Origin of the sequence: Rhodococcus sp. 14-1411-2a, from assembly GCF_002259485.1 — a bacterium.
GTDB lineage: Bacteria > Actinomycetota > Actinomycetes > Mycobacteriales > Mycobacteriaceae > Rhodococcoides.
In genome coordinates this window covers 368190-386863 of sequence record NZ_NPGA01000009.1, presented here as the reverse complement: position 1 = coordinate 386863, position 18674 = coordinate 368190, and the positions used below count along the sequence as shown (strand labels likewise).

Here is an 18674-nt window from a genome sequence, read left to right as displayed (position 1 = left end):
CGGGTGTGTCGCGGGGGACCGCCCAGGACCAGTAGCCTGCAGAGGTGCTGCTCTCCGACCGTGACATCCGTGCCGAAGTGACCCAGGGAAACCTGGCGATCGAACCGTTCGACCCGTCGATGGTTCAGCCGTCGAGTGTCGATGTGCGGCTCGACAAGCTGTTTCGGGTGTTCAACAACACCCGCTACACCCACATCGACCCGTCGCTCCAGCAAGACGAGTTGACGACGTTGGTCGAACCCGCGGCCGGCGAGCCCTTCGTTCTGCACCCGGGTGAATTCGTTCTCGGCTCCACTCTCGAATTGACGACGCTGCCGGACTACCTGGCCGGTCGGCTCGAGGGGAAGAGCTCGCTCGGGCGGCTGGGTCTGCTCACGCACTCGACTGCAGGGTTCATCGATCCGGGCTTCAGCGGCCACATCACGTTGGAGTTGTCCAACGTCGCCAACCTCCCGATCACGTTGTGGCCGGGCATGAAGATCGGGCAGCTGTGTCTGTTCCGGCTGTCGTCGCCGTCCGAGAATCCGTACGGCAGTGCCGCGGTGGGGTCGAAGTATCAGGGTCAGCGTGGGCCGACGCCGTCGAAGGCCTACCTGAATTTCGTCCGGTCGAGCGTCGAGTAACGATCCCGCAGTTTGTTTGACCGCCGAAAAACATGACGAACGGACGGTTGTAACGGTACTCTGGTGACCTGACGTGGGTTGGGGCCTACCAGAGTGAGGTTTCTTGTGTCCGCGGTTCCCGATGTGTCCGTACTCGGCGCTTCGTTGGGGTCGAGTGGTCTCCGCAGCGTGATCAGTGCCAACGCCCGCTCCGGCGCCGTGCTGGAAGTGCACGAGCCCGTCGCGTCCCGGCCCGCACCCAACGGCCTCGCCCCCGATCCGTGGGATGCCGTCATCGCATCGGTTCACAACCTGGCGTCGGAGTATGCGTCGGCGGATTTCTATCCGGTGCTCGCATTGCGTGAGAGCGACCCAAGAGCGGCCTACGATCAGGATTTCTCCGACGGTGTCGTCCTCGTGTCCGAACTCGGTGCCCAATTGGGCGCACTACGTGAGACACGTGTGCTGGCAGGCGAACGCTGCGTCGCCCTGTTCGACGTCGGCGCGTCCGGTACCTCGGTCTCCGTGGTCGACATCGACAGCGGCGACGTTCTCGCGTCGCGTCGAACGGACGCGCTCAGTGGTGACGAGTGCGATCGAATGCTGTGCGATCACCTCATCGCGACATTCGGCGCGGCCGAGGCGCTGACGATCGAGGCTCGCAGGCGGCTCGTGCACGACGTCCGCGACGGCAAACACGAGCTGGCTCTGCTTCGCAGCGTGTCGATCACCGGGCCGTTCGTCGGCGGACGCGCGTCGCTGTGGCGTGGCAATCTCGACGAGGTCATCGGCGACGCCGTGCACCGAGCTGTCTCGATGGCCGTCGACGTCCTCGACGCGGTCGAGGCGCAGGGCGTTCGCGTCGACGCCGTCGTCGCCGTCGGCGGCGGTGCCAACATGCAGATAATTCGTCAGGTCCTGTTCGACGCGGTGTCGATGCCGGTCTATGTGCCCGAGCAGCCGGAACTGCTGGCGGCGCACGGCGCTGCTGGGATCGCTCGGACGGTGGGTCTGCGGCCTGCGCCTGCGGCACCGGAGGCGCTCACCGATCGGTTCGATGCCGTGGACCGGGATTCCGCAGACCTCGAGGTGACCGCGGTTGTCCCGGTGGTCTCGAAGCGTCCGCGGCACAGCGACACCTCCTCCAAGCGGATGACCAGGGCCAACAAGTCCCGGCATCTCGGCGGTGCGCTCGCGGCACTCGTCGCGGTGTGTGCAGCCGGCACCGTGGTCACTGCGGCGGCACGGACCAGCGGCGAGGATCCAGCGCCGTCGGTGACCACGTCGCAGGACTCCTCGCAACCCGCCCGGTCGCAGTCCGTGGTGCCTGCGGCAGACGGGTCACCCGCCGAACCCGCCGAACCCGCCGGACCGTCGGTACCGTTCGCGACCACGACGGCGACGCCGACCTCTCCTTCGGCCGGCGCGCCGCCAACGTCGTCCTCGTCTCAGACACCGGCCACGACGGTCGCCGAAAGCGCCACCGCCACACGGCGCACCGTCACCACGACCGGTGCCCCGTCCGACATCGAGCAGACAACGGCACCGAGTAGGCCCACCGTCGATCGGTCGACCGTGGTGCAGACGACGGTCCCACCTGCCGCCACGACTCGTCCGACCACAACGCGTCCCACCACGACGACCCGGACCACGACGACAACAACGCGGCCGACTCGGACGATCGACTTTTCATTGCCGGATTTCGACTTTCCGCGACGCTGACCGGTCTGCGCTTTCGGCCGTCATCGGCCCGGGCACTCGAGGCAGGATGAGCAGTATGGAGTCGATTCAGACCGAGCGCGAAGACAAGTTCGACGTCGACGCAGAATTTCAGTTGCCCACTCTCGCTGCGCTGGTGCCCACCGGCGGCGCACTGGTGTCGAGCGAGACCGACCTGAGCAGTGAGTATTTCGACACTGCGGGCCACGACCTGTTGCGACGCGGGATCACCGTCCGGCGTCGTACCGGTGACTCCGACAACGGCTGGCATGCAAAGGTCCCGGCGGAGAAGGCGCGGACCGAGATTCGGCTCCCTCTCGGCAGCGGTGCGCACAACGCGGTGCCGGACGAGCTGAACGATGTACTGCGCGGTGCGGTGATGGGCGCGCAGTTGGCCGCGGTCGCTACTTTGACGACGCGTCGAACGATCCACACCGTGTCCGACGCCGATGGGGCCGTCGTCGCGGAAATCGCCGACGACGAAGTGTCGGTGGTCTTGATCGGCGGTGCGACCGGTCCGCGGTGGCGCGAGGTGGAGGTGGAACTCGGACCCGCAGGCTCGGAGTCGTTCCTGAAGAAGGCGGGCAAGGTGCTGCGCGCCGCCGGTGCTCGGCCCTCGGCGCATCCGTCGAAGTTGGATCGTGCGCTGTCGGTGGTGCGCCAGGAACCTGCCGAACCCGGGGTGGCGCTGCTGGCGGACTATCTCGACGATCAGGCGCAGGCGATCGTCGCAGGCGATGTGTATCTGCGTCGGGGGCTGGATCCGATTCACTCCACGCGGGTGGCCATTCGGCGCTACCGCAGTACCCTCCGCGTGTTCGGGAGTCTGTTCGAGGACGAGCCGGCTGCCCAACTCGAGGCCGAACTGTCCTGGTATGCAAGCATTCTCGGTGAGGTTCGAGATCGTCAGGTGCAGCGTGCTCGGTTCGCGGCAGCGCTGCGCGAACTGCCGCCCGAACTGGTGCTCGGGCCGGTGGCGTCGCGCATCGAGAACGATCTGTTGGCCGAGCAGATCCGATACCGCGAGGCGGCGATGACCGAACTCGACGGAGATCGTTACCGCGCGCTGCTCACGACGCTGTCGGAGTGGTCGCGGGGGCTACCGATCGACGGCGAGGTTACCGACCGCGTGTTGGTCAAGCTGGCGCGCAAGGCCGGCAAGAAGGCGATCGATCGCACGAAGAGTGCCGTGCGCGGTACCGACGACGAGGCGTTGCATCGTGCACGGAAGGCGTCGAAACGTGCGCGGTATGCGGCCGAGTTGGTGGCGCCGGTGGTGGACAAGAAGGTCTCGAAAGCGAACATCAAGCACTACAAGACAATTCAGGAGGTGCTGGGAGAGCACCAGGATGCGGTGATCGCGGCGGAAATTCTGCGAACTCTCGGCGCGCGGGCAGGGACGACGGCGGGGGAGAACGGTTTCACCTTCGGCCTGCTGTTCGAGCGCGAGCGTCGCGCCGCCGAGGTAGCCCGGGACGAGGCGAGCAGGTTGGAGTTCTGATCACCGAAACCGGGATGATTCCCCGATTCGAGACTCGAAGGGTACTCTGAGTCCGAATCGAATCGGGGGAGTCGACGATCATGGCCATTGCGCTCGGGGTGCACGTCGGTGACGACGAAATATCTGCTGCGTTGGTCGAGGCCGATCTACCCGAGCTCGGCCCCATTTCCACTCGCACCGTCTCCGTCTCCTCGGCTCCCGGGGGTGTCGGGGACGCCGTCACGACGATGCTCGGAATCATGAGGGTGCAGGCGGCCCAGAACGACCTGCTGATCAGCGGGTCCGGGGTGGTCTGCGACAGCATCGCGCTCTGCGGGACCGTTCGTGCCGCTCTGGCCGCCCACGATATTCATGACGTCGGGGTAGTGGATGCCGGAGATCCGCGGTTGAACTCCGCGGTTCCATCGGTAATTGCAGCGGCACTGATCGGAGCCAAGGCCGCCCTCGCCGAGCCGGTGGCCGTTCCGACTGCGACGGGTGAAGAAGACCGAAGTGGTTCCGGCAGCGATGTGGCCGGTACGCCCCGCAGCGCGAGACTGACGATGATCGGGTTGGGCGTCGCGGTTCTCGCCGCACTGAGCGGAGCCACCGTGTGGGCACTGGCGGCGTCCGATCCAACGCAGAATTCCGTGGTCGATACCGCCGATGTTGCCGAGGTCCCGTCGAGCGGAGACAACGAAGCCGCGTCCTCGGCGGTGGTGGTCGCCGATTCGGCGGTCCCCTCTACCGACCCGTCGGCGGTTCCGGCCGTCGACACCGGGTTGCTCGAGGCCCCCGCGTACGGGCCGATGCCGGTCGGTACCTGGAGCGCAGCACCCACTGCGGGTTCGGTCCCCACTCCGTACGTCGAGGCGTCGTCGGGAGGAGGCAACTCCGGGCGCGTCGATACGGGTGGCGTCGATGCGGGTGCCGTCGATTCGGGTGGCGGCAGACCCGGCGGGGGCAACTCCGGTGGCGGTGATTCCGGCGGTGATTCCGGCGGTGGCGACTCGGGTGGCGACTCGGGTGGCGAGGAACCGACGACCGTCGATCCCCCGCCCGAGCCGGAACCCGAAACCGAGGTGCCGTCCACGGACCCGGCCGAGCCGACCACCGAGGTTCCGGAGATCACCGAGCCCACCACCGATACAGAACCGCCGACAGATTCGTTCGAATAGCCCTCGATCCGTTGATTGCATTGTGAGCGAGCGGTTTTGATACTTGTACAAGTCCTTCGCGTGACGGGTATGTGAATTCGACTCGGACACCTGAACTTCTGCTCACCCGCCGCTACCATCGGGTGATCGACCAGTAGACGGTGAGTATTCGATGACCGAACATCCCGCAGCAGAACCGGTGACCCGTACGACCATCGACAGGGCAGTGGGTGTTCTCATCGCGCTGCGTGGCTGTAGTCCGGAGGAGGCGTTCGCCGAATTGGCGGCGCACAGCTTCCGCTTCGATGTCTCGCTCGTGCAGTCCGCCCGCTCCATCGTCGCGGCTGCGCGTGGGATGGATTCGGCCAACGGTGTCGCGTGCGCGGCGATGACGTCGGCGCAGGAGGAATGGGGTCCGCTGCTGGCGGACCGTCGAGAACCGTTCGACCACGTCGCGTGAGAACGGACGGCTGATGTCCTGCTGCTTGTTATATCTCCCAAAACAAACCAAAAGTTCATCGAGATACCCAGTTTGCTGTCCAGGCGACGGTTCGGCGGTTAGTATCGGCTGGTCGGAGTAGCCAGTCGAGTCGAGGAATCATGAGAACAGTCCTTGGTGTTTCGGTGGGTTCCGCCACTGCCCGAGGGGTCGCAGTCGATGCGATCGACGAGTCGGTGCGGTCGGCCCACATCGTTCACTCGTTCGATCCCGACGACCATCTTCGGGTCGCCATCGACTTGCTGGACTCCATGTCGCGCGACCAGATGGTCGACAGAACCGACATCGTCCTGGCTGTGCCCGACGATCCCGGTGCTCGCGCGCGAACCTCCGCCTACTCCACGTACGAGGCCGATCGTCTGTTGGTCGCCTCCGAACTCGGTGCTCAGCTGCGGTATCTGCGGGGCACCGGCCAGCTGGAGGGCGCTCGTACCGTCGCGATCTGTGACGTCGGAGCGTCGGGCACCACGGTGTCGGTCGCGGATCCGGCCACCGGCACGGTCTTCAGTTCGGTGCGCACCACGCTGTTCGGGGGTAACAGCTGCGACGAGCAGGTCTCCCGCTACTTGCTCTCGATGTACGGAGCGGACGAGTTGGCGTCCGATCGCACCCGAGCAGATCTGGCGGTGTCGGTTCGTACCGCACGCGAGCAGCTGTCCAGGCTGCGGGTGGCGGAAGTTGCCGGACCTTTCGTCGGTGGGCCGGTGCGATTGTGGCGCAATACTTTCGACGATGTTCTCGAGCGCAGCATTCGTTCGCTGGAGGACTGGGTGGCCAGTGTCATCGTTGACGCTCCCTGTGCCGTCAACGCCTTGGTGATGGTCGGCGGGTGCGCCAACATCCCGACGCTGCGGCGTCTGTTTCGTCGTGATCTGATGCTGCCGGTCGTCGCGCCCGCCAATCCGGAGTCCCTCACCGCGCACGGTGCGGCTCTGATGGCAGTCGACGCGGTCGCGTCGCGTCGCCATCGCCCGCGTGGTGCCATGATCGCCAACGTTGTGCCGTCGCAACACGCCTCGATGGTGGGCATGGTGGGCTACCACGACTCTCCGCGACACCGCTCGGCTTGACCCCTCCGGCCTGGCCAACCAACGCCGTTGTTCGGTAAGTTGCTCGGGTAATGGTGAACAGTGGGGTACGAGACGGTGGGACAACAGTGGCAGAGCAGGTAGCGGAGTCCGGTACGGCAGCGACCGGCGAGGAGGCGTTCGATCCGGCGGAACACGCTCGGAGCATGGTCGGTTATCACTACCGCACCGAGGACTACTACGAGGTGGGCCGCGAGAAGGTCCGTGAATATGCCCGCGCCGTCCAGGATTTCCACCCCGCCCACTGGGATGGCGACGCTGCCGCCGCTCTGGGTCACAGCGCCCTCGTCGCACCTTTGACGTTCATGTCGCTGGTCGGCACCCTCGCGCAGAAGAAGCTTCTCCAGTCCATCGCCGAGGGTTACGACCTGAGCCAGATTCTGCAGACCGATCAGGTGCTGGTGTTCCAGAAGCCGATCCTTGCCGGCGACCAACTGACATGCGATGTCTCGCTCGATTCGTTCAAGACGGTCATGGGTCGCGACATGATGGTCACCAAGAACGTCGTGTCCAATCAGAAGAACGAATTGGTGCAGACCACGTACACCACGCTCCTCGTCGGTCGGTCGGGCGAGATCGATCCGGCCATCGCCGAGTCCGCGAAGAACTTGGTCATGTTCGGTGCGACGACGGACGTCGGCGGAGCCGATTCCGGTCAGAGCGACACACTGTCCACTCCGCAGGAGCACGAGCCGCTGATCGTCGAGGAGTACCGGGGTCGGCCGACGCAGAAGTTCGACGACGTCAATGTCGGAGACGAACTGCCGCCGCGCACGGTGCGCCTGACCCGCGGTGATCTGGTCAACTACGCAGGCGTTGCCGGTGACGCGAACCCGATTCACTGGAGCGAGCAGTTCGCCAAGCTGATCGATCTCGAGAACGTGCTGGCCCACGGGATGCTCACGATGGGCGTGGGCGGCGGCTACGTCACCGAGTGGCTCGGCGACCCGGGCGCTGTGAAGGACTACACCGTCCGCTTCACCACCCCCATCCCCGTGGACACCCACAAGGCCGCCGAAATCGTCTTCACCGGCAAGATCAAGTCCAAGGACGAGGCGACGCGCACTGCAGTCATCTCACTGGGCGCGACATTCGAGGGCAAGCGCATCTTCGGCCACCGGGCCACGGCAACAGTGCAATTGGGCTGAATGCCTGTGGCAGTGGTGTGATTAAGTGCCCTGGGCGGCACTCAATCACACCACTCGGCGGCTTAGTTGGTTCGGCCTCTGCCGCGGATCGGCTCCCCAGTTTTGGATTTCTGACTCCGATCGGCGTCGGGTATCCGAATGTGGGGAGCTGATCGGCAGGGCCTAGCGGTAAATACGCCCTTCGTTGGAATCCGCACCCCCTGTAGCGGGCGTGAATCCATGCGAGGGGCGTAGACGTGCTCACCCGGCCTCTGCCGCGGATCGGCTCCTCAGTTTGGGATTTCTGACTCCGATGGGCGTCGGGTATCCGAATGTGGGGAGCCGATCGGCCGCGAGACGGTGCGCTGGGTTCATCCACCCACGAAGATGCAGAATGGATGGCCGGCCGGGTCGGCATAGATTCGGATCGGCTCCACCGGGTCGTCGTGCAGATCCCGAAGCAGAGTAGCTCCCAAACCCGTTGCACGCGAATGCTCTTTGTCGAGTTGCGCGACAGTGTCGACGCGGAAGTCCAGGTGCAACATCTGAGGGTGTTCGCCGTCCGGCCATGTTGCGGCCGGAAGTGCGCCGACCTGCTGAAACGCGATACGCCACGAACCGTCGGGTGCGGTGATCGCGAGCCAATCCGGATTGATCGGTTCGGCGTAGCCGGGGACGTATTCGAATCCGAGTAGTTGCCGGTAGAACTCGGCGGACTCACGGGTGTCGGTGCAGTCGAGGACCACTTGATGTACCGAAATGTTCATGATCGGGTCGTCTCCTTGGAGTGCTGCACCATTGCTGATCGGGTCGATCCTGCAGAAACAGTTGACCGCATCACTGGGCATCGCACAACGCCAGACGATTACGATCCGGCCCGTTCTGTAGATCGAGGACGGCGGCGGCAGCGGTGCGCGCATCATGACGACGATGGTTCACGCCCTCGCCGAACGTGAGCAGCGATTCGGCCTGCAGTCGATGTGCGAAGCGGGAGGACTCTCGAACGCAACCATCATCGAACGGCTGTAAGTGCCTGCGGCAGTGGTGTGGTCGAGTGCCCTGGGCGGCACTCGGCCACACCACTGCGGAGCAAATTCCCTCTTGGCACTCGTGGGCGGAGAGTGCTAATTTGGGTCTCGCACAGTGAAGACGCGGCCGCCACAGGGGCGGGCGCATCGTCGTTCAGGAGGTGGTTGCTGTGCTTCGCTTCGATCCGTTCCGTGACCTCGACTCGATTGCTGCCGGGATGCTCGGCGCGACCAGTGGTTCGGACCGTGCACCCAGGTTCATGCCTATGGACCTCTACAAGCTCGATGATCACTACGTCCTCAACGCGGACCTCCCGGGTGTCGATCCGGGCTCGATCGATGTCGACGTCGATCGCGGCACTCTCACGTTGACCGCGCATCGAACCGCACCCACCAGTGATGGCGTGCAGTGGCTTTCGTCGGAACGATTTGCCGGAACGTATCGACGCCAGCTCTCGCTCGGTGACGGGGTCGACGCGGAGAAGATCTCGGCGTCCTACGACAACGGCGTCCTGACGGTCACCATCCCGCTGGCGGAGCGGGCCAAGCCACGCAAGATCGAGATCGCCCACGACAACACGCAACGAACCATCGAGACTCAGACAAGCTGAGCGCCTGCGGCAGTGGTGCGGATAGGTGCCTTCAGTGGCGCTTGTCCACACCACTGTCGTGGGTAATCGCGGCGTCGTGAAATTCCATCTCGGCAGCCAACATTCCGACGAACCACGCGTCCAGGGTCGCGTCGTCCACCTCGTCCATCGCGTCGACTTCTCGGGCCAACGCGTCCACCTGCGCGACGAACGCGGGGCGGGTGTGCATCTCGATCCACTCCTGCAGTGCCGGTTCACGATCGACAGATCTGTCCATCGCAGCGCGGCACCAGGACAGATACAGGGTCTCGGCGGCGAACATTGCGACCAGAGCTGCGGCTCTACCGTCCTTACGGGCAAGTCCCAGTGCGTAGTTCGACAGAACGGACGAGCTCTCGATCAATTCGTCCACGTCACCGTCGTACGGAAACTGCTCGCGTAGTCCGGCGAAATATTCGCGCTGCTCGCCGACGAGGTTGGACAATGACGTCACGTGATCGGTGGCGTCGTCCAACGACGTCGACTCCGCGACCACGAGCCCGAGAATGCGCACCGCGGTGAGCACGAATGCTTCCTCGATCACCAGGTAGCGCCGAAAGTCGTCGTCGCGCAACGTGCCGTCGATCGAGTCGGTGATGAAGCGGACACGCTGCGCGGCAGCAAGATTGCGATGCTGCCGCGCAGTCAGTTCGGCGGAGCGAGTCACTTTTCGGACAACCAGGTGATCAGGCCGTCGAACAGATTCGTGTATCCGAGCCATTGTTCGCAGAACTCCGGCGGTGCCCAGTGCGGTGAGCAGTCCGAGGTGAACACTGCGGAGCGGCCCTTGCCGTAGGCGCCCGCCGCCACCAGCGGATCACCGTTGATGGTGGCCGGTACGGCAACCCCGTCCTTGGCGATCACTCGGTTGTAGCCGAGCAGGGCAGGCCACTCGGTGCCGCTGCCGCTCACGGTGGGGTGGGTGCCGTCGACGACGACGGGAATCATTCCACCGGGCGTCTCCACCCGGTCGTCTTCCGGGAGCATCGTCACCGGCAGTGCGTCGGCGAGGGCCGTCTGCCGGAACGCGGCCCGAGCCTGAAACCCGGAGAACGAGAGGTATCCGCCGATCATCATCAGCGCACCGCCGTCGTGCACCCAGTTCCGAAGCTCGACCAATCGATCCTCGCCCGCCTGGAAGCGGTCGAAAACATTGGGTGCCAATTGAATCGAGTTGGCACCGATATCGGAGAGCACCACCACGTCGAACTCCGACAGCGCATCTGCGTTACCGGGGAACTGGGTGGGTACCAGGTGCGCCGGCATGTGCACCACCTCGTGCCCACGGGAGGCGAGCGCGTCCCGCAGTGGGCCGACGCCTTCGACGTAGGAATGCACGGTGAACTCGTCGACACCCTTGACGTGGGTGGACGACGTCATCCAGCTTTCACCGGCGATCAGAACTTTCTTACCCATGACGCTTCTCTATCCTTTTCCGGCCTGCTCGAAGAGCGACCTCGGGTTGTCTTGCATGATTGAGGACACGCGCTGCGGATCCAGTCCGTTGCGAACCAGCCGAGCGGCGAAAGAGACGGGCACATAGGCCAATCCGTTGCCTCCGTACTTACGCAGCATCGATTTGAGGAACAGGTCGTGGCTGAGGAGGAGTTGCGCTCCGTATCCGCCACCGACCAGACCCACAACGGCGAGGGCAGTCTCGGCGGGCGGCGGCGACTGCCCCTCCCCGGGAAACTCGAAGGGCATACCGATCATGTCGAATTCGAGGAAGACCCCGCGATCGGCGAGCGCGCACTGGTAGTCGGGATCGTTGCCCGACGGGTCCATGTGGCACAGCACCACCGCGCCTGGATCGACACCCATCTCGTCCAGAACGATATCGAGCACCGCCGGTCCGTAGCGCTTCCAACCCGGAAGATGAACGAACAGGGGCACGTTCACCTCCCGCTGAGCGACGCATGCTGCGCGAAGCGCTTTCGCCTCGTTCTCGGTGAACGACGGTGAGATTCCGATCTCGCCGATCACGCCTGGCTTCGGCGCATCCGTATCGGCGGTGAACTCGGAGATGAGCGACGCGGCGAGGGTGTCGATGCCGACTGCGGCCACTTCGGGCGGATGCGTCGACTCGAGATACCAGCCCGAGCCCATGACGACCCGAACACCGGACCGGCGTGAGTAGTCGGCGAGAATCTGTGGTCGACGGCCGATACCCGGGGGTGTCAGGTCGACGATCGTCGTTCCTCCGTTGTCTGCGAACGTCTTCAGCTCGTCGAGAACGCCGGCTGCATCGTCGACTCGGCAGTTGTCGGCACTGTGGTACGGGTTGTCGTGCAACAGCCACGCGTTCTCCGACGCGACCGGGCCGGCGAGGATCTGCGCGACAACAGGATCCGGCGACGGTGAGTAGGCGACGGAAGCGTCGTTGTGCAGGTGTTCGTGCGGCAGGACGAGTCCGAGCCGATCGGATTCGATCGCTCCGGTGACGGTGGTGACGATCATTGCTTCCCCGGTGCACTCTGCAGGTGCTTGAACAGCGAGGCCAGGGAATGTCCGCGCATGTTGATCCAGATCGCCATCAGCAGAACGACACCGGTGATGATGGGAGTCAGGAATGGACTGACGCCCAGCAGGGTGAGGCCGTTCGCGATGATGCCGGTGAGGACCGCGCCGATGACGGTTCCGATCACGGTGCCGCGTCCACCGAAGAGGTTGGTGCCACCGAGTACCACCGCGGTGATGACGGTGAGCTCGAATCCGTTGGCGGAGTTGGCCGATCCGGATCCCAGCCGGGCTGCAATGAGAAGTCCGGCGATGCCCGCGGCGAGACCGGTGAACACCAACGTCATCATCAGCACCCGGCGAGTGTTGACGCCCGAGCGGCGAACGGATTCGACGTTGGAGCCGATCCCGGTGACGTAGCGGCCGAATCGAGTGCGGTTGAGGGTGATTGCACCGATGATCACCACGCCGAGGGCGATCCAGGCGCTGGCCGAGAACCCGAGCCACGATGCGGTGCCCAGCTTGGCGAACGCCGTACCGGGAGTGATCGGGACGGAGAATCCCTCGGTGCGGTACAGGGCGATGCCGCGAATGATGGACAGCGTCGCGAGGGTGACGATGAACGGTGGAATGCCCTGGTAGGCAGCGAGCCAACCGTTGACCAGACCCCACGCGGCCCCCATCAAGGGCGCTGCCACGAAGACCACCGAGGAGTCGACGCCGGCCTGGATCAGCTCGGCGCTCATCGCGGCGACGAACGCCACCGTGGCCCCGACGGAGAGATCGATCTGACCGGTGGTGATCACGAACGTCATGGCGACGGCGATGATCAGAACCGGAGCGATCTGCGTGGCGAGGTTCGAGATGTTGGTGAACGTCAGGAACGACGATGTGGTGACCGAGAAGATCGCGGCGACAGCGACGGTGACGGCCAGCATTGCCAGCGTCGGTTTGTTCGCCTGCTGCCACAGGGTGGGTCTGCTGGCGAGCTTCTCCACGCTGGGTGGAGCGTTCTTGTCGAGAATCGTCATGATGGGCCTCCCGGCCGGGACGTGGAGTGCGTGGGTACCGGGGTACGGGTGATGAGGCCGACGAGGGATTCGATGTTCAGGTCCCCGATGGGGACGTCGTCGACGCTCTGGCCCTCGTACATGACGGTGATGCGGTCGCAGACGCGGAACAGGTCCTGCAGTCGGTGCGTCACGAGGATGACGCCGACGCCCTGGGCCGCGACGTCCGTGATGAGTTTCAGTACCGACTCCACCTCGGCGACGGCCAGTGCCGCCGTTGGCTCGTCGAGGATCAGCACGTCGGGACGGAACGACACGGCGCGGGCGATGGCGACGGTCTGACGTTGTCCGCCCGAGAGCTGCCCGATCTCCTGGTACGTCGACTTCACCTTCACGTGCAGGTCCGCCAGGATCTTCGCGGCCCGCTCGTGCATGCCGTGCCGGTCGAGGAACGGGCCCTTCCTGGGCTCGCGCCCGAGGAACAGGTTGCTGGCGACGTCGAGGGTGTCGCACAGGGCGAGATCCTGGTACACGATGCCGATCTTCTTCTGCTGTGCGTCGAGCGGCGTCGAGAAGCGCACCGGGTTGCCGTCGACGCGCATCTCACCGCCGTCGTGTTGAACGGCGCCGGCAAGGATTTTCATGAGCGTCGACTTGCCGGCGCCGTTGTCTCCGACGACTCCGAGTACCTCGCCGCGTCCGAGCCTGAGATCGACTCCGCGGAGTGATTTGACCGGGCCGTACGACTTGGTGATTCCGGAGAGTTCGATCAGGGGTGGATCCGGTGAAAGCTGTTGTGTCATGGCTCTACTTCTCCAGGTAGTACATGTAGTCGCCGACGTTCGCCGGGGTGACGATCTGCGTCGGGACAGGGATGTCTGCGGGGGCGGTGCGTCCGCAGCCGAGGTCGATGGCGGCATTCATTGCCTCGTAACCGAATTCGAAGGTGTTCTGCTGTACGACGCCTTCCAGCCAGCCGGCCTGGAGCGCGGTGACGGCCTGATCCGACAGGTCCCATCCGACGGCCTTGACCCGGTCCTGTGCGCTCTGACTGTTCACTGCGGCAACGAGACCGATGAGCGCGGGTTCGCCGGTGGCGTAGACGTATTCCATGTCCGGATTACCGGTGAGCAGGTTCTCCGCGGCGGTCTGCGCGTTCTCCTGGATGTTGCGACCGTCGACCACCGTTCCGACGGTCATGCCTGCGGCGGAGACGGTGTCGGTGAAGCCCTTCTGGCGTTCGAGCTGGATGGTGCTGTTGAGCGCGCCGACGATACCGACTGTGCCGGTGTCGTTCGCGAGCTCGGCCAGGGTGTCGCCGATCTGCGCCCCGCCCTCGGCGTTGGCGGTGCCCACCTGGGTGGAGATGGCCGGATCGTCGACGGTGGCGTCGACGGCGACGACGGGGATGCCCGCGGCAGCTGCCTTGGCCACGGACGGCTTGATTCCGTCGGTGTCGATCGCGTCGACGATGATGGCGTCGACTCCGGAGGCGATGAGGTTGTCGAACGCGTTGGCCTGTGTGACGGAATCGTCGTTGCCGCTGATGATCTGGAGATCGACACCGGCCTGATCGGCCACGTTCTGAGCTGCGTTGTTGATCTGGTTGAAGAACAGGGCCTGAAGGTTGATCGTCACCAGCCCGATCTTGAGGGTGCCGTTGTTGCCCTCGCAGGTTTCGGCGACGCGGGTGGGCTCGGGGATCGACGACGCGGCCACGTCGGTCCCACCGGCGGTATCGCTGGGAGCGGCGGAATCGCAGGACGTGAGCGTCAGCGCCACGGCAGCACCGAGAACGAGAGGGAGTGCGCGTTTGATCATGGGATCTCCTGGAGGTCGAATGGTGCGTGCGTGGAGGTGAATTCGGTCAGTTCGGTGAGGCTGGGGCAGCCGCGTGGCCCGGGGGTGGCGCAGGCGAGGGCTGCCGACACTCCCGCGAGACGTGCCGAGTCGGCCGGCGGTGTGCCTGCGTCGACGAAGGCGATGTAGGTACCGCAGAAACAGTCGCCCGCGCCGACGGCGTCGACGATCTCGACGCGCACCGCGGGTTCGGTGACGGTCTCACCCGTGGGCGTGACCAGGGTCCACCCGTGTTCGCCATCGGTGACGACGAGGTGGGTGTCGTACTCGGCGGTCAGCGTCGACCACCGCTCGGCCTCGATGCCGAAGCTGTTCTGCCAGAGACTGCGTCCGACTATCACGTGGTCTGCGAGAGCGAATGCGCGCAGCGCGGCATCGGCGTCCTCGCAGCCGTCGAGGTCGATTGCGAGGCTGACGTTCGGGGGGAGTTCGGCGGGCAGCATCGCTGCTCGATAGCCGTCGAGGAAGAGTCGGCCGCCGCCCTCGGCGAGGGTGGCGAGCACCGCAGCCAACCGGGTGGCGTCGTTGGCGTCGTCCTGGCTGATGATGGATCGGTCGCCGCCGTCGGCGATGAGAACCACTGCGGTGGAGAGGAATGCGTCACGCGGTGACCAGCTGGTGTCGACGCCGTCGTGTTCGAGTGTGGCGAGGAACTGCGTCGAACGCGGGTCCGGTCCGACGGCTCCGGCGAAGGCGACTCGGGCACCCATGCGGGCGGCGGCGACGGCGGCGTTGGCGGTCATGCCCCCGTCGATGGTGTCGACGGCCGTCGCCTGAACCCGTTCGCCGAGCACCGGCACGTGCGGAACATGCACCGTCACATCGCTGTTGGCGTAGCCGAAGAAGACGATCATGCGCTACTTGCCTGCTGCGCGGGCGACGGCGCGTACCTTGTCGCCGTCCACCCGGCCCCACCAGCGCGCGTTCTCCTTGACCGAGGAGGCGATGATGGCACCGTCGCACTCCTTCATCAGATCGCCCACGTTGCCCGCGGTGATTCCGGAGCCGATGATGACCGGGAGCACGGTGTTGTTCTTGATCACCGACACCTCGTCCACCGAGGCGGCGTCACCGGTGCGGGAGCCGGTGGCGATGAGGACGTCGGCGTCGAAGAACTCGGCGTCCTCGGTCTGCTCGGCGATGGTGCGGTCGGCGACGATGGCGTGCGCACCGTGCTTGACGTGCACGTCGGCGAAGATCTTGACCGGGGTGGCTCCGATGCGATGGCGAAAGCGAGTGGTCTTGGCAGCCTGGCCCTCGATGAAGCCCTCGTTGGCGATGTATGCGTTGGCCCACTGGTTGACGCGGACGAAGCTCGCGCCTGCGGCCCACGCTGCGGCCACGCCGCATTCGCCTGCGTTGGACAGGATGCTGACGCCGACGGCTCGGCCGAATTCTGCGACCACGGCGGCGGTGACGACGCCCATTGTCGCCGCGGTTTCGTAGCCGTGTTCACCGGGCTTGAGGAACGGGATGTCCCAATGGTTCTCGACGATGACCGCGTCGAAGCCGTTGTCGATGTAGGCGTGTGCCTCGGCGACTGCGAAGGCGGCGATCTCGGCGACGGGCTGGCCCTTGTAATGCGGGCTTCCCGGGAGCGCGGGGAGGTGGATGGCCCCGATGAGGGCGGGGGTGGTGGCGACGATGTCGGCGAGCGCCGACGGCTTGGACGGGAATACTCCCAGCGACGGTGTCGGGCTGGCTTCCGGAGGGGGCGTGCTCACGTGGGTGGCTCCTGGGATCGGGGCAATCGAGTCGGGCATGTAATCGATTACCTTGCGTATATGCACCGTAGGGGATCAGCACCCGTTCATGTCAAGGAATTCTCGAGTCGTTTATGTAAACGATTGCCTCTATCGTGTTAACCAGACCGGACGGTGTCCACGGTTCGCTACCCTCAGGCCACACCAAAGACTAGGAGTCGGATGCGCAAGGCAACGATTCGCGACGTCGCCGAACGTGCGGGCGTCTCGACGGCCACGGTGTCGCGGGCACTGTCGGGTTCTCGGCCGGTCTCGGAGGAGGTCGCCGCGGCCATCCGGCGAGCAGCGGACGAGCTGGGCTACTCCGGCAACATCATCGCCAGCTCGCTGCGTCGCAATCGCACCGACACCATCGGCATGGTGGTTCCGTCCATTGCCAACCCGTTCTTCACGTCGCTCGTCGTCAACGTCGAACACGTGCTCTCGCAGCGTGGACTGCAACTGTTCCTCTGCGATTCGCGCTCGGATCCGGCCGTCGAAGCGCAGCGTCTGCGAAGCCTGGTCTCTCGTCAGGTCGATGGCATCATCATCAGCCCGTGCCATGGTGAACGATCCGCCGACGCCGTCCGAGCCTCGGCTCGCGCGATCCCCGTCGTTCAACTGGACCGATTCGCACTCGACACGCACACCGACTGGGTGGGCGTGGACGACGATGCGGCGCAAGCACTTCTGATGGATCACCTCGCCGCCCAGGGCGCACGCAGCGCCGCGTTCATCAGCTCGGAGCTCACCAACTCCTCCACCGAGCTGCGCCGGGCCGGCTTCTTTCGGCACGCCGCCCGCGTCGGCATCGAGACGCGAGAGGAGTGGACCCAGCTGGGCGACTACTCGATCGACTGGGGACGCGAATCGTCTCGGGCGATGCTCAGTTCGGCATCTCGTCCGGATGCGGTGGTGTGTGCCGACGACCTGATCGCGCTGGGAGTGCTGCAGAGCTGCCAGGCGCTGGGGCTCGCCGTACCGTCGGACATCATGGTGACGGGATTCGACGACATTCCGTTCTCCGCCTTGAGCAATCCGCCGATCACCACCATCAGGCAGCCCCAGGAACGGATCGCTGCCGAGGCGACGCGGCTGCTGGATCAGGCGATGAACACCGACCTCACCGGTACCGCGCACATCGCGCTCAAACCTGAACTGGTGGTGCGTCAGTCGACCGTAGGCCAGGCTCGCGTCACCGCGCCGTAGGCGGCGACGGCGGCGTCGAGTTCGGCCAAGGACACGCTCTCGTCGGCCGCGTGCATCAGCGCCGGCGTGCCCGGTCCCCACACCACGATCGGGGCCGACGGGGCCGCGGCGGCCAGGATGGAAGCATCGGTGAAGTAGGTGACCGGCTCCGCTGCAACGGGATTCGGGAGTGCTGAGATCCAGTCGTTGTCCGGCGTGGTGCGTACCCCGGGGAGGTCGATCCGCGCGTCGATACGATCCACTTCCGGCTGATCCCTCCACCAGGCCAGCAGATCCCGGCCATCGCCGACGGTACGGTGGTCGATCACCACGTGGGCCGCGTCGGGCACGATGTTGGGGGCCGAACCGCCGTCGATCAGTCCGACGTTGAACGTTTCCGCGCCCAGGAATGTATCCGAGGCGAGTGGCAGTTCCTCTTTTGCGCGCGCCAACACGTCGACGAGTTTGAAGATGGCGCTCTCGCCGCGTTGCGGTGTACTGCCGTGTGCGGCAACACCTGCGGTGAACACGTCGACCCACAGCGCACCGCGATGGCCGAGGTGTACGCGGTTTCCTGTGGCCTCCGGGACTACGACGGCCCCGACTCTGCAGTCGGCGACGGCATGGCGGGCGGCCTGCGCGCCGAGCGATCCGATCTCCTCGTCGCTGGTGAGCAGGAATGCGACCGGGACACCGTCGTCGATGGCGTTGAGCACTGCGGCCGTGGCCGCCACGAGACCGGCCTTCATGTCCGAGGTGCCTCGGCCGCGTAGGACGCCGTCCTCGATGTCGGCGACGAATGGATCGAACTGCCAGTGCTTCAGGTCGCCGGGCGGGACGGTGTCGACGTGACAGGCGAACATCAGCCGCGTCGTCTCGGGAGGTGCCTCGTTGGTTATCAGCATCCACGGGTGCGGACCGTCGGTGTCGCCTTCCACGGTCAGCATCGGAGTGCGCGCTCGAAGCAGCGACAGAACCGTGTTCATGGTCAGTCGCTGCGGTGCGGGGTCGCCGGAAACGGTGCTCGTGGTGACGAGTTCAGTGAGAAGGCCGGTGGTGTCCATGGTGCAGTATGCCTCCGGTTGTGG

Annotated in this window: 19 protein-coding genes and 1 pseudogene; 10 read left to right on the top strand and 10 right to left on the bottom strand. The window is 65.3% G+C overall.

Translation table 11 applies throughout. From position 1 onward, the window contains the following. Window positions 1-44: 44 nt before the first annotated feature. The 7 genes from dcd to CH291_RS07365 all read left to right on the top strand — a co-directional run bounded on the left by dcd (window position 45) and on the right by CH291_RS07365 (window position 7693). Window positions 45-623 carry a dCTP deaminase gene (dcd, locus tag CH291_RS07395; RefSeq protein ID WP_068049238.1) on the top strand — a complete coding sequence of 193 codons (579 nt, stop codon included), beginning with the start codon at window positions 45-47 and terminating at the stop codon, window positions 621-623. Window positions 624-791: 168 nt separating this feature from the next. Next, window positions 792-2324: an Hsp70 family protein gene (locus tag CH291_RS07390; RefSeq protein ID WP_094687069.1), complete on the top strand. Its 1533-nt coding sequence runs from the start codon at window positions 792-794 to the stop codon at window positions 2322-2324. Between the two features lie 55 nt (window positions 2325-2379). Beyond that, window positions 2380-3822 carry a CYTH and CHAD domain-containing protein gene (locus CH291_RS07385; protein WP_094640612.1) on the top strand — a complete coding sequence of 481 codons (1443 nt, stop codon included), beginning with the start codon at window positions 2380-2382 and terminating at the stop codon, window positions 3820-3822. An 80-nt stretch (window positions 3823-3902) separates the two neighbouring features. Further along, window positions 3903-4979 (top strand): hypothetical protein, encoded by a 1077-nt coding sequence (locus CH291_RS07380; protein WP_094687068.1) that lies wholly within the window; start codon window positions 3903-3905, stop codon window positions 4977-4979. A 151-nt stretch (window positions 4980-5130) separates the two neighbouring features. Continuing rightward, complete coding sequence (locus tag CH291_RS07375; RefSeq protein WP_094640614.1) at window positions 5131-5418, top strand: ANTAR domain-containing protein; 288 nt, start codon at window positions 5131-5133, stop codon at window positions 5416-5418. A 140-nt stretch (window positions 5419-5558) separates the two neighbouring features. Next, complete coding sequence (locus CH291_RS07370; RefSeq protein ID WP_256980761.1) at window positions 5559-6527, top strand: Hsp70 family protein; 969 nt, start codon at window positions 5559-5561, stop codon at window positions 6525-6527. 50 nt (window positions 6528-6577) lie between these two features. Further along, window positions 6578-7693 (top strand): fused (3R)-hydroxyacyl-ACP dehydratase subunits HadA/HadB, encoded by a 1116-nt coding sequence (locus tag CH291_RS07365; RefSeq protein WP_094687067.1) that lies wholly within the window; start codon window positions 6578-6580, stop codon window positions 7691-7693. A 350-nt stretch (window positions 7694-8043) separates the two neighbouring features. On the opposite strand, the gene CH291_RS07360 is transcribed toward CH291_RS07365, so the two are convergent. Further along, window positions 8044-8439, bottom strand: a complete 396-nt coding sequence (locus CH291_RS07360) for a VOC family protein (RefSeq protein WP_094687153.1) — start codon at window positions 8437-8439, stop codon at window positions 8044-8046. Window positions 8440-8572: 133 nt separating this feature from the next. On the opposite strand from CH291_RS07360, the pseudogene CH291_RS07355 reads away from it, so the two are divergent. Then, window positions 8573-8701, top strand: a pseudogene (locus CH291_RS07355) (steroid 3-ketoacyl-CoA thiolase); the annotation flags it as partial. Window positions 8702-8870: 169 nt separating this feature from the next. Further along, a complete protein-coding gene (locus CH291_RS07350) occupies window positions 8871-9311 on the top strand; it encodes an Hsp20/alpha crystallin family protein (protein ID WP_068049287.1) in 441 nt (146 codons plus the stop codon). 31 nt (window positions 9312-9342) lie between these two features. Here CH291_RS07350 and CH291_RS07345 read toward each other — a convergent pair whose 3' ends face one another. From CH291_RS07345 to CH291_RS07310, 8 genes are read right to left on the bottom strand one after another with little or no spacing between them, the layout of a single operon-like run. Next, complete coding sequence (locus CH291_RS07345; RefSeq protein WP_094687066.1) at window positions 9343-9996, bottom strand: TenA family protein; 654 nt, start codon at window positions 9994-9996, stop codon at window positions 9343-9345. Next, window positions 9993-10745, bottom strand: coding sequence for a glutamine amidotransferase (locus CH291_RS07340; RefSeq protein WP_094687065.1), 753 nt, complete (start codon window positions 10743-10745; stop codon window positions 9993-9995). Before CH291_RS07340 ends, CH291_RS07345 begins: the two co-directional genes overlap by 4 nt. Before the next feature lie 9 nt (window positions 10746-10754). Next, window positions 10755-11786, bottom strand: a complete 1032-nt coding sequence (locus tag CH291_RS07335; protein ID WP_094687064.1) for a phosphotriesterase family protein — start codon at window positions 11784-11786, stop codon at window positions 10755-10757. Beyond that, window positions 11783-12817, bottom strand: a complete 1035-nt coding sequence (locus CH291_RS07330; RefSeq protein ID WP_068049295.1) for an ABC transporter permease — start codon at window positions 12815-12817, stop codon at window positions 11783-11785. The genes CH291_RS07335 and CH291_RS07330 overlap by 4 nt, the downstream gene beginning before the upstream one ends. Then, a complete protein-coding gene (locus CH291_RS07325; RefSeq protein ID WP_068049297.1) occupies window positions 12814-13599 on the bottom strand; it encodes an ATP-binding cassette domain-containing protein in 786 nt (261 codons plus the stop codon). Before CH291_RS07325 ends, CH291_RS07330 begins: the two co-directional genes overlap by 4 nt. 4 nt (window positions 13600-13603) lie before the next feature. Beyond that, window positions 13604-14617, bottom strand: a complete 1014-nt coding sequence (locus tag CH291_RS07320) for a substrate-binding domain-containing protein (RefSeq protein ID WP_068049299.1) — start codon at window positions 14615-14617, stop codon at window positions 13604-13606. After that, entirely contained in the window at window positions 14614-15510 is an 897-nt protein-coding gene (locus tag CH291_RS07315) for a carbohydrate kinase family protein (protein ID WP_068049301.1), read from the bottom strand. Before CH291_RS07315 ends, CH291_RS07320 begins: the two co-directional genes overlap by 4 nt. Window positions 15511-15513: 3 nt before the next feature. Continuing rightward, window positions 15514-16380, bottom strand: a complete 867-nt coding sequence (locus CH291_RS07310; RefSeq protein WP_231893772.1) for a BtpA/SgcQ family protein — start codon at window positions 16378-16380, stop codon at window positions 15514-15516. Window positions 16381-16581: 201 nt separating this feature from the next. Between CH291_RS07310 and CH291_RS07305 the strand changes: the two genes are divergently transcribed. Next, window positions 16582-17607 carry a LacI family DNA-binding transcriptional regulator gene (locus CH291_RS07305; protein WP_068049304.1) on the top strand — a complete coding sequence of 342 codons (1026 nt, stop codon included), beginning with the start codon at window positions 16582-16584 and terminating at the stop codon, window positions 17605-17607. On the opposite strand, the gene CH291_RS07300 is transcribed toward CH291_RS07305, so the two are convergent. Then, window positions 17568-18650, bottom strand: a complete 1083-nt coding sequence (locus CH291_RS07300) for a M20/M25/M40 family metallo-hydrolase (protein WP_094687152.1) — start codon at window positions 18648-18650, stop codon at window positions 17568-17570. The two genes, CH291_RS07305 and CH291_RS07300, sit on opposite strands and share 40 nt — an antisense overlap. Window positions 18651-18674: the final 24 nt, after the last annotated feature.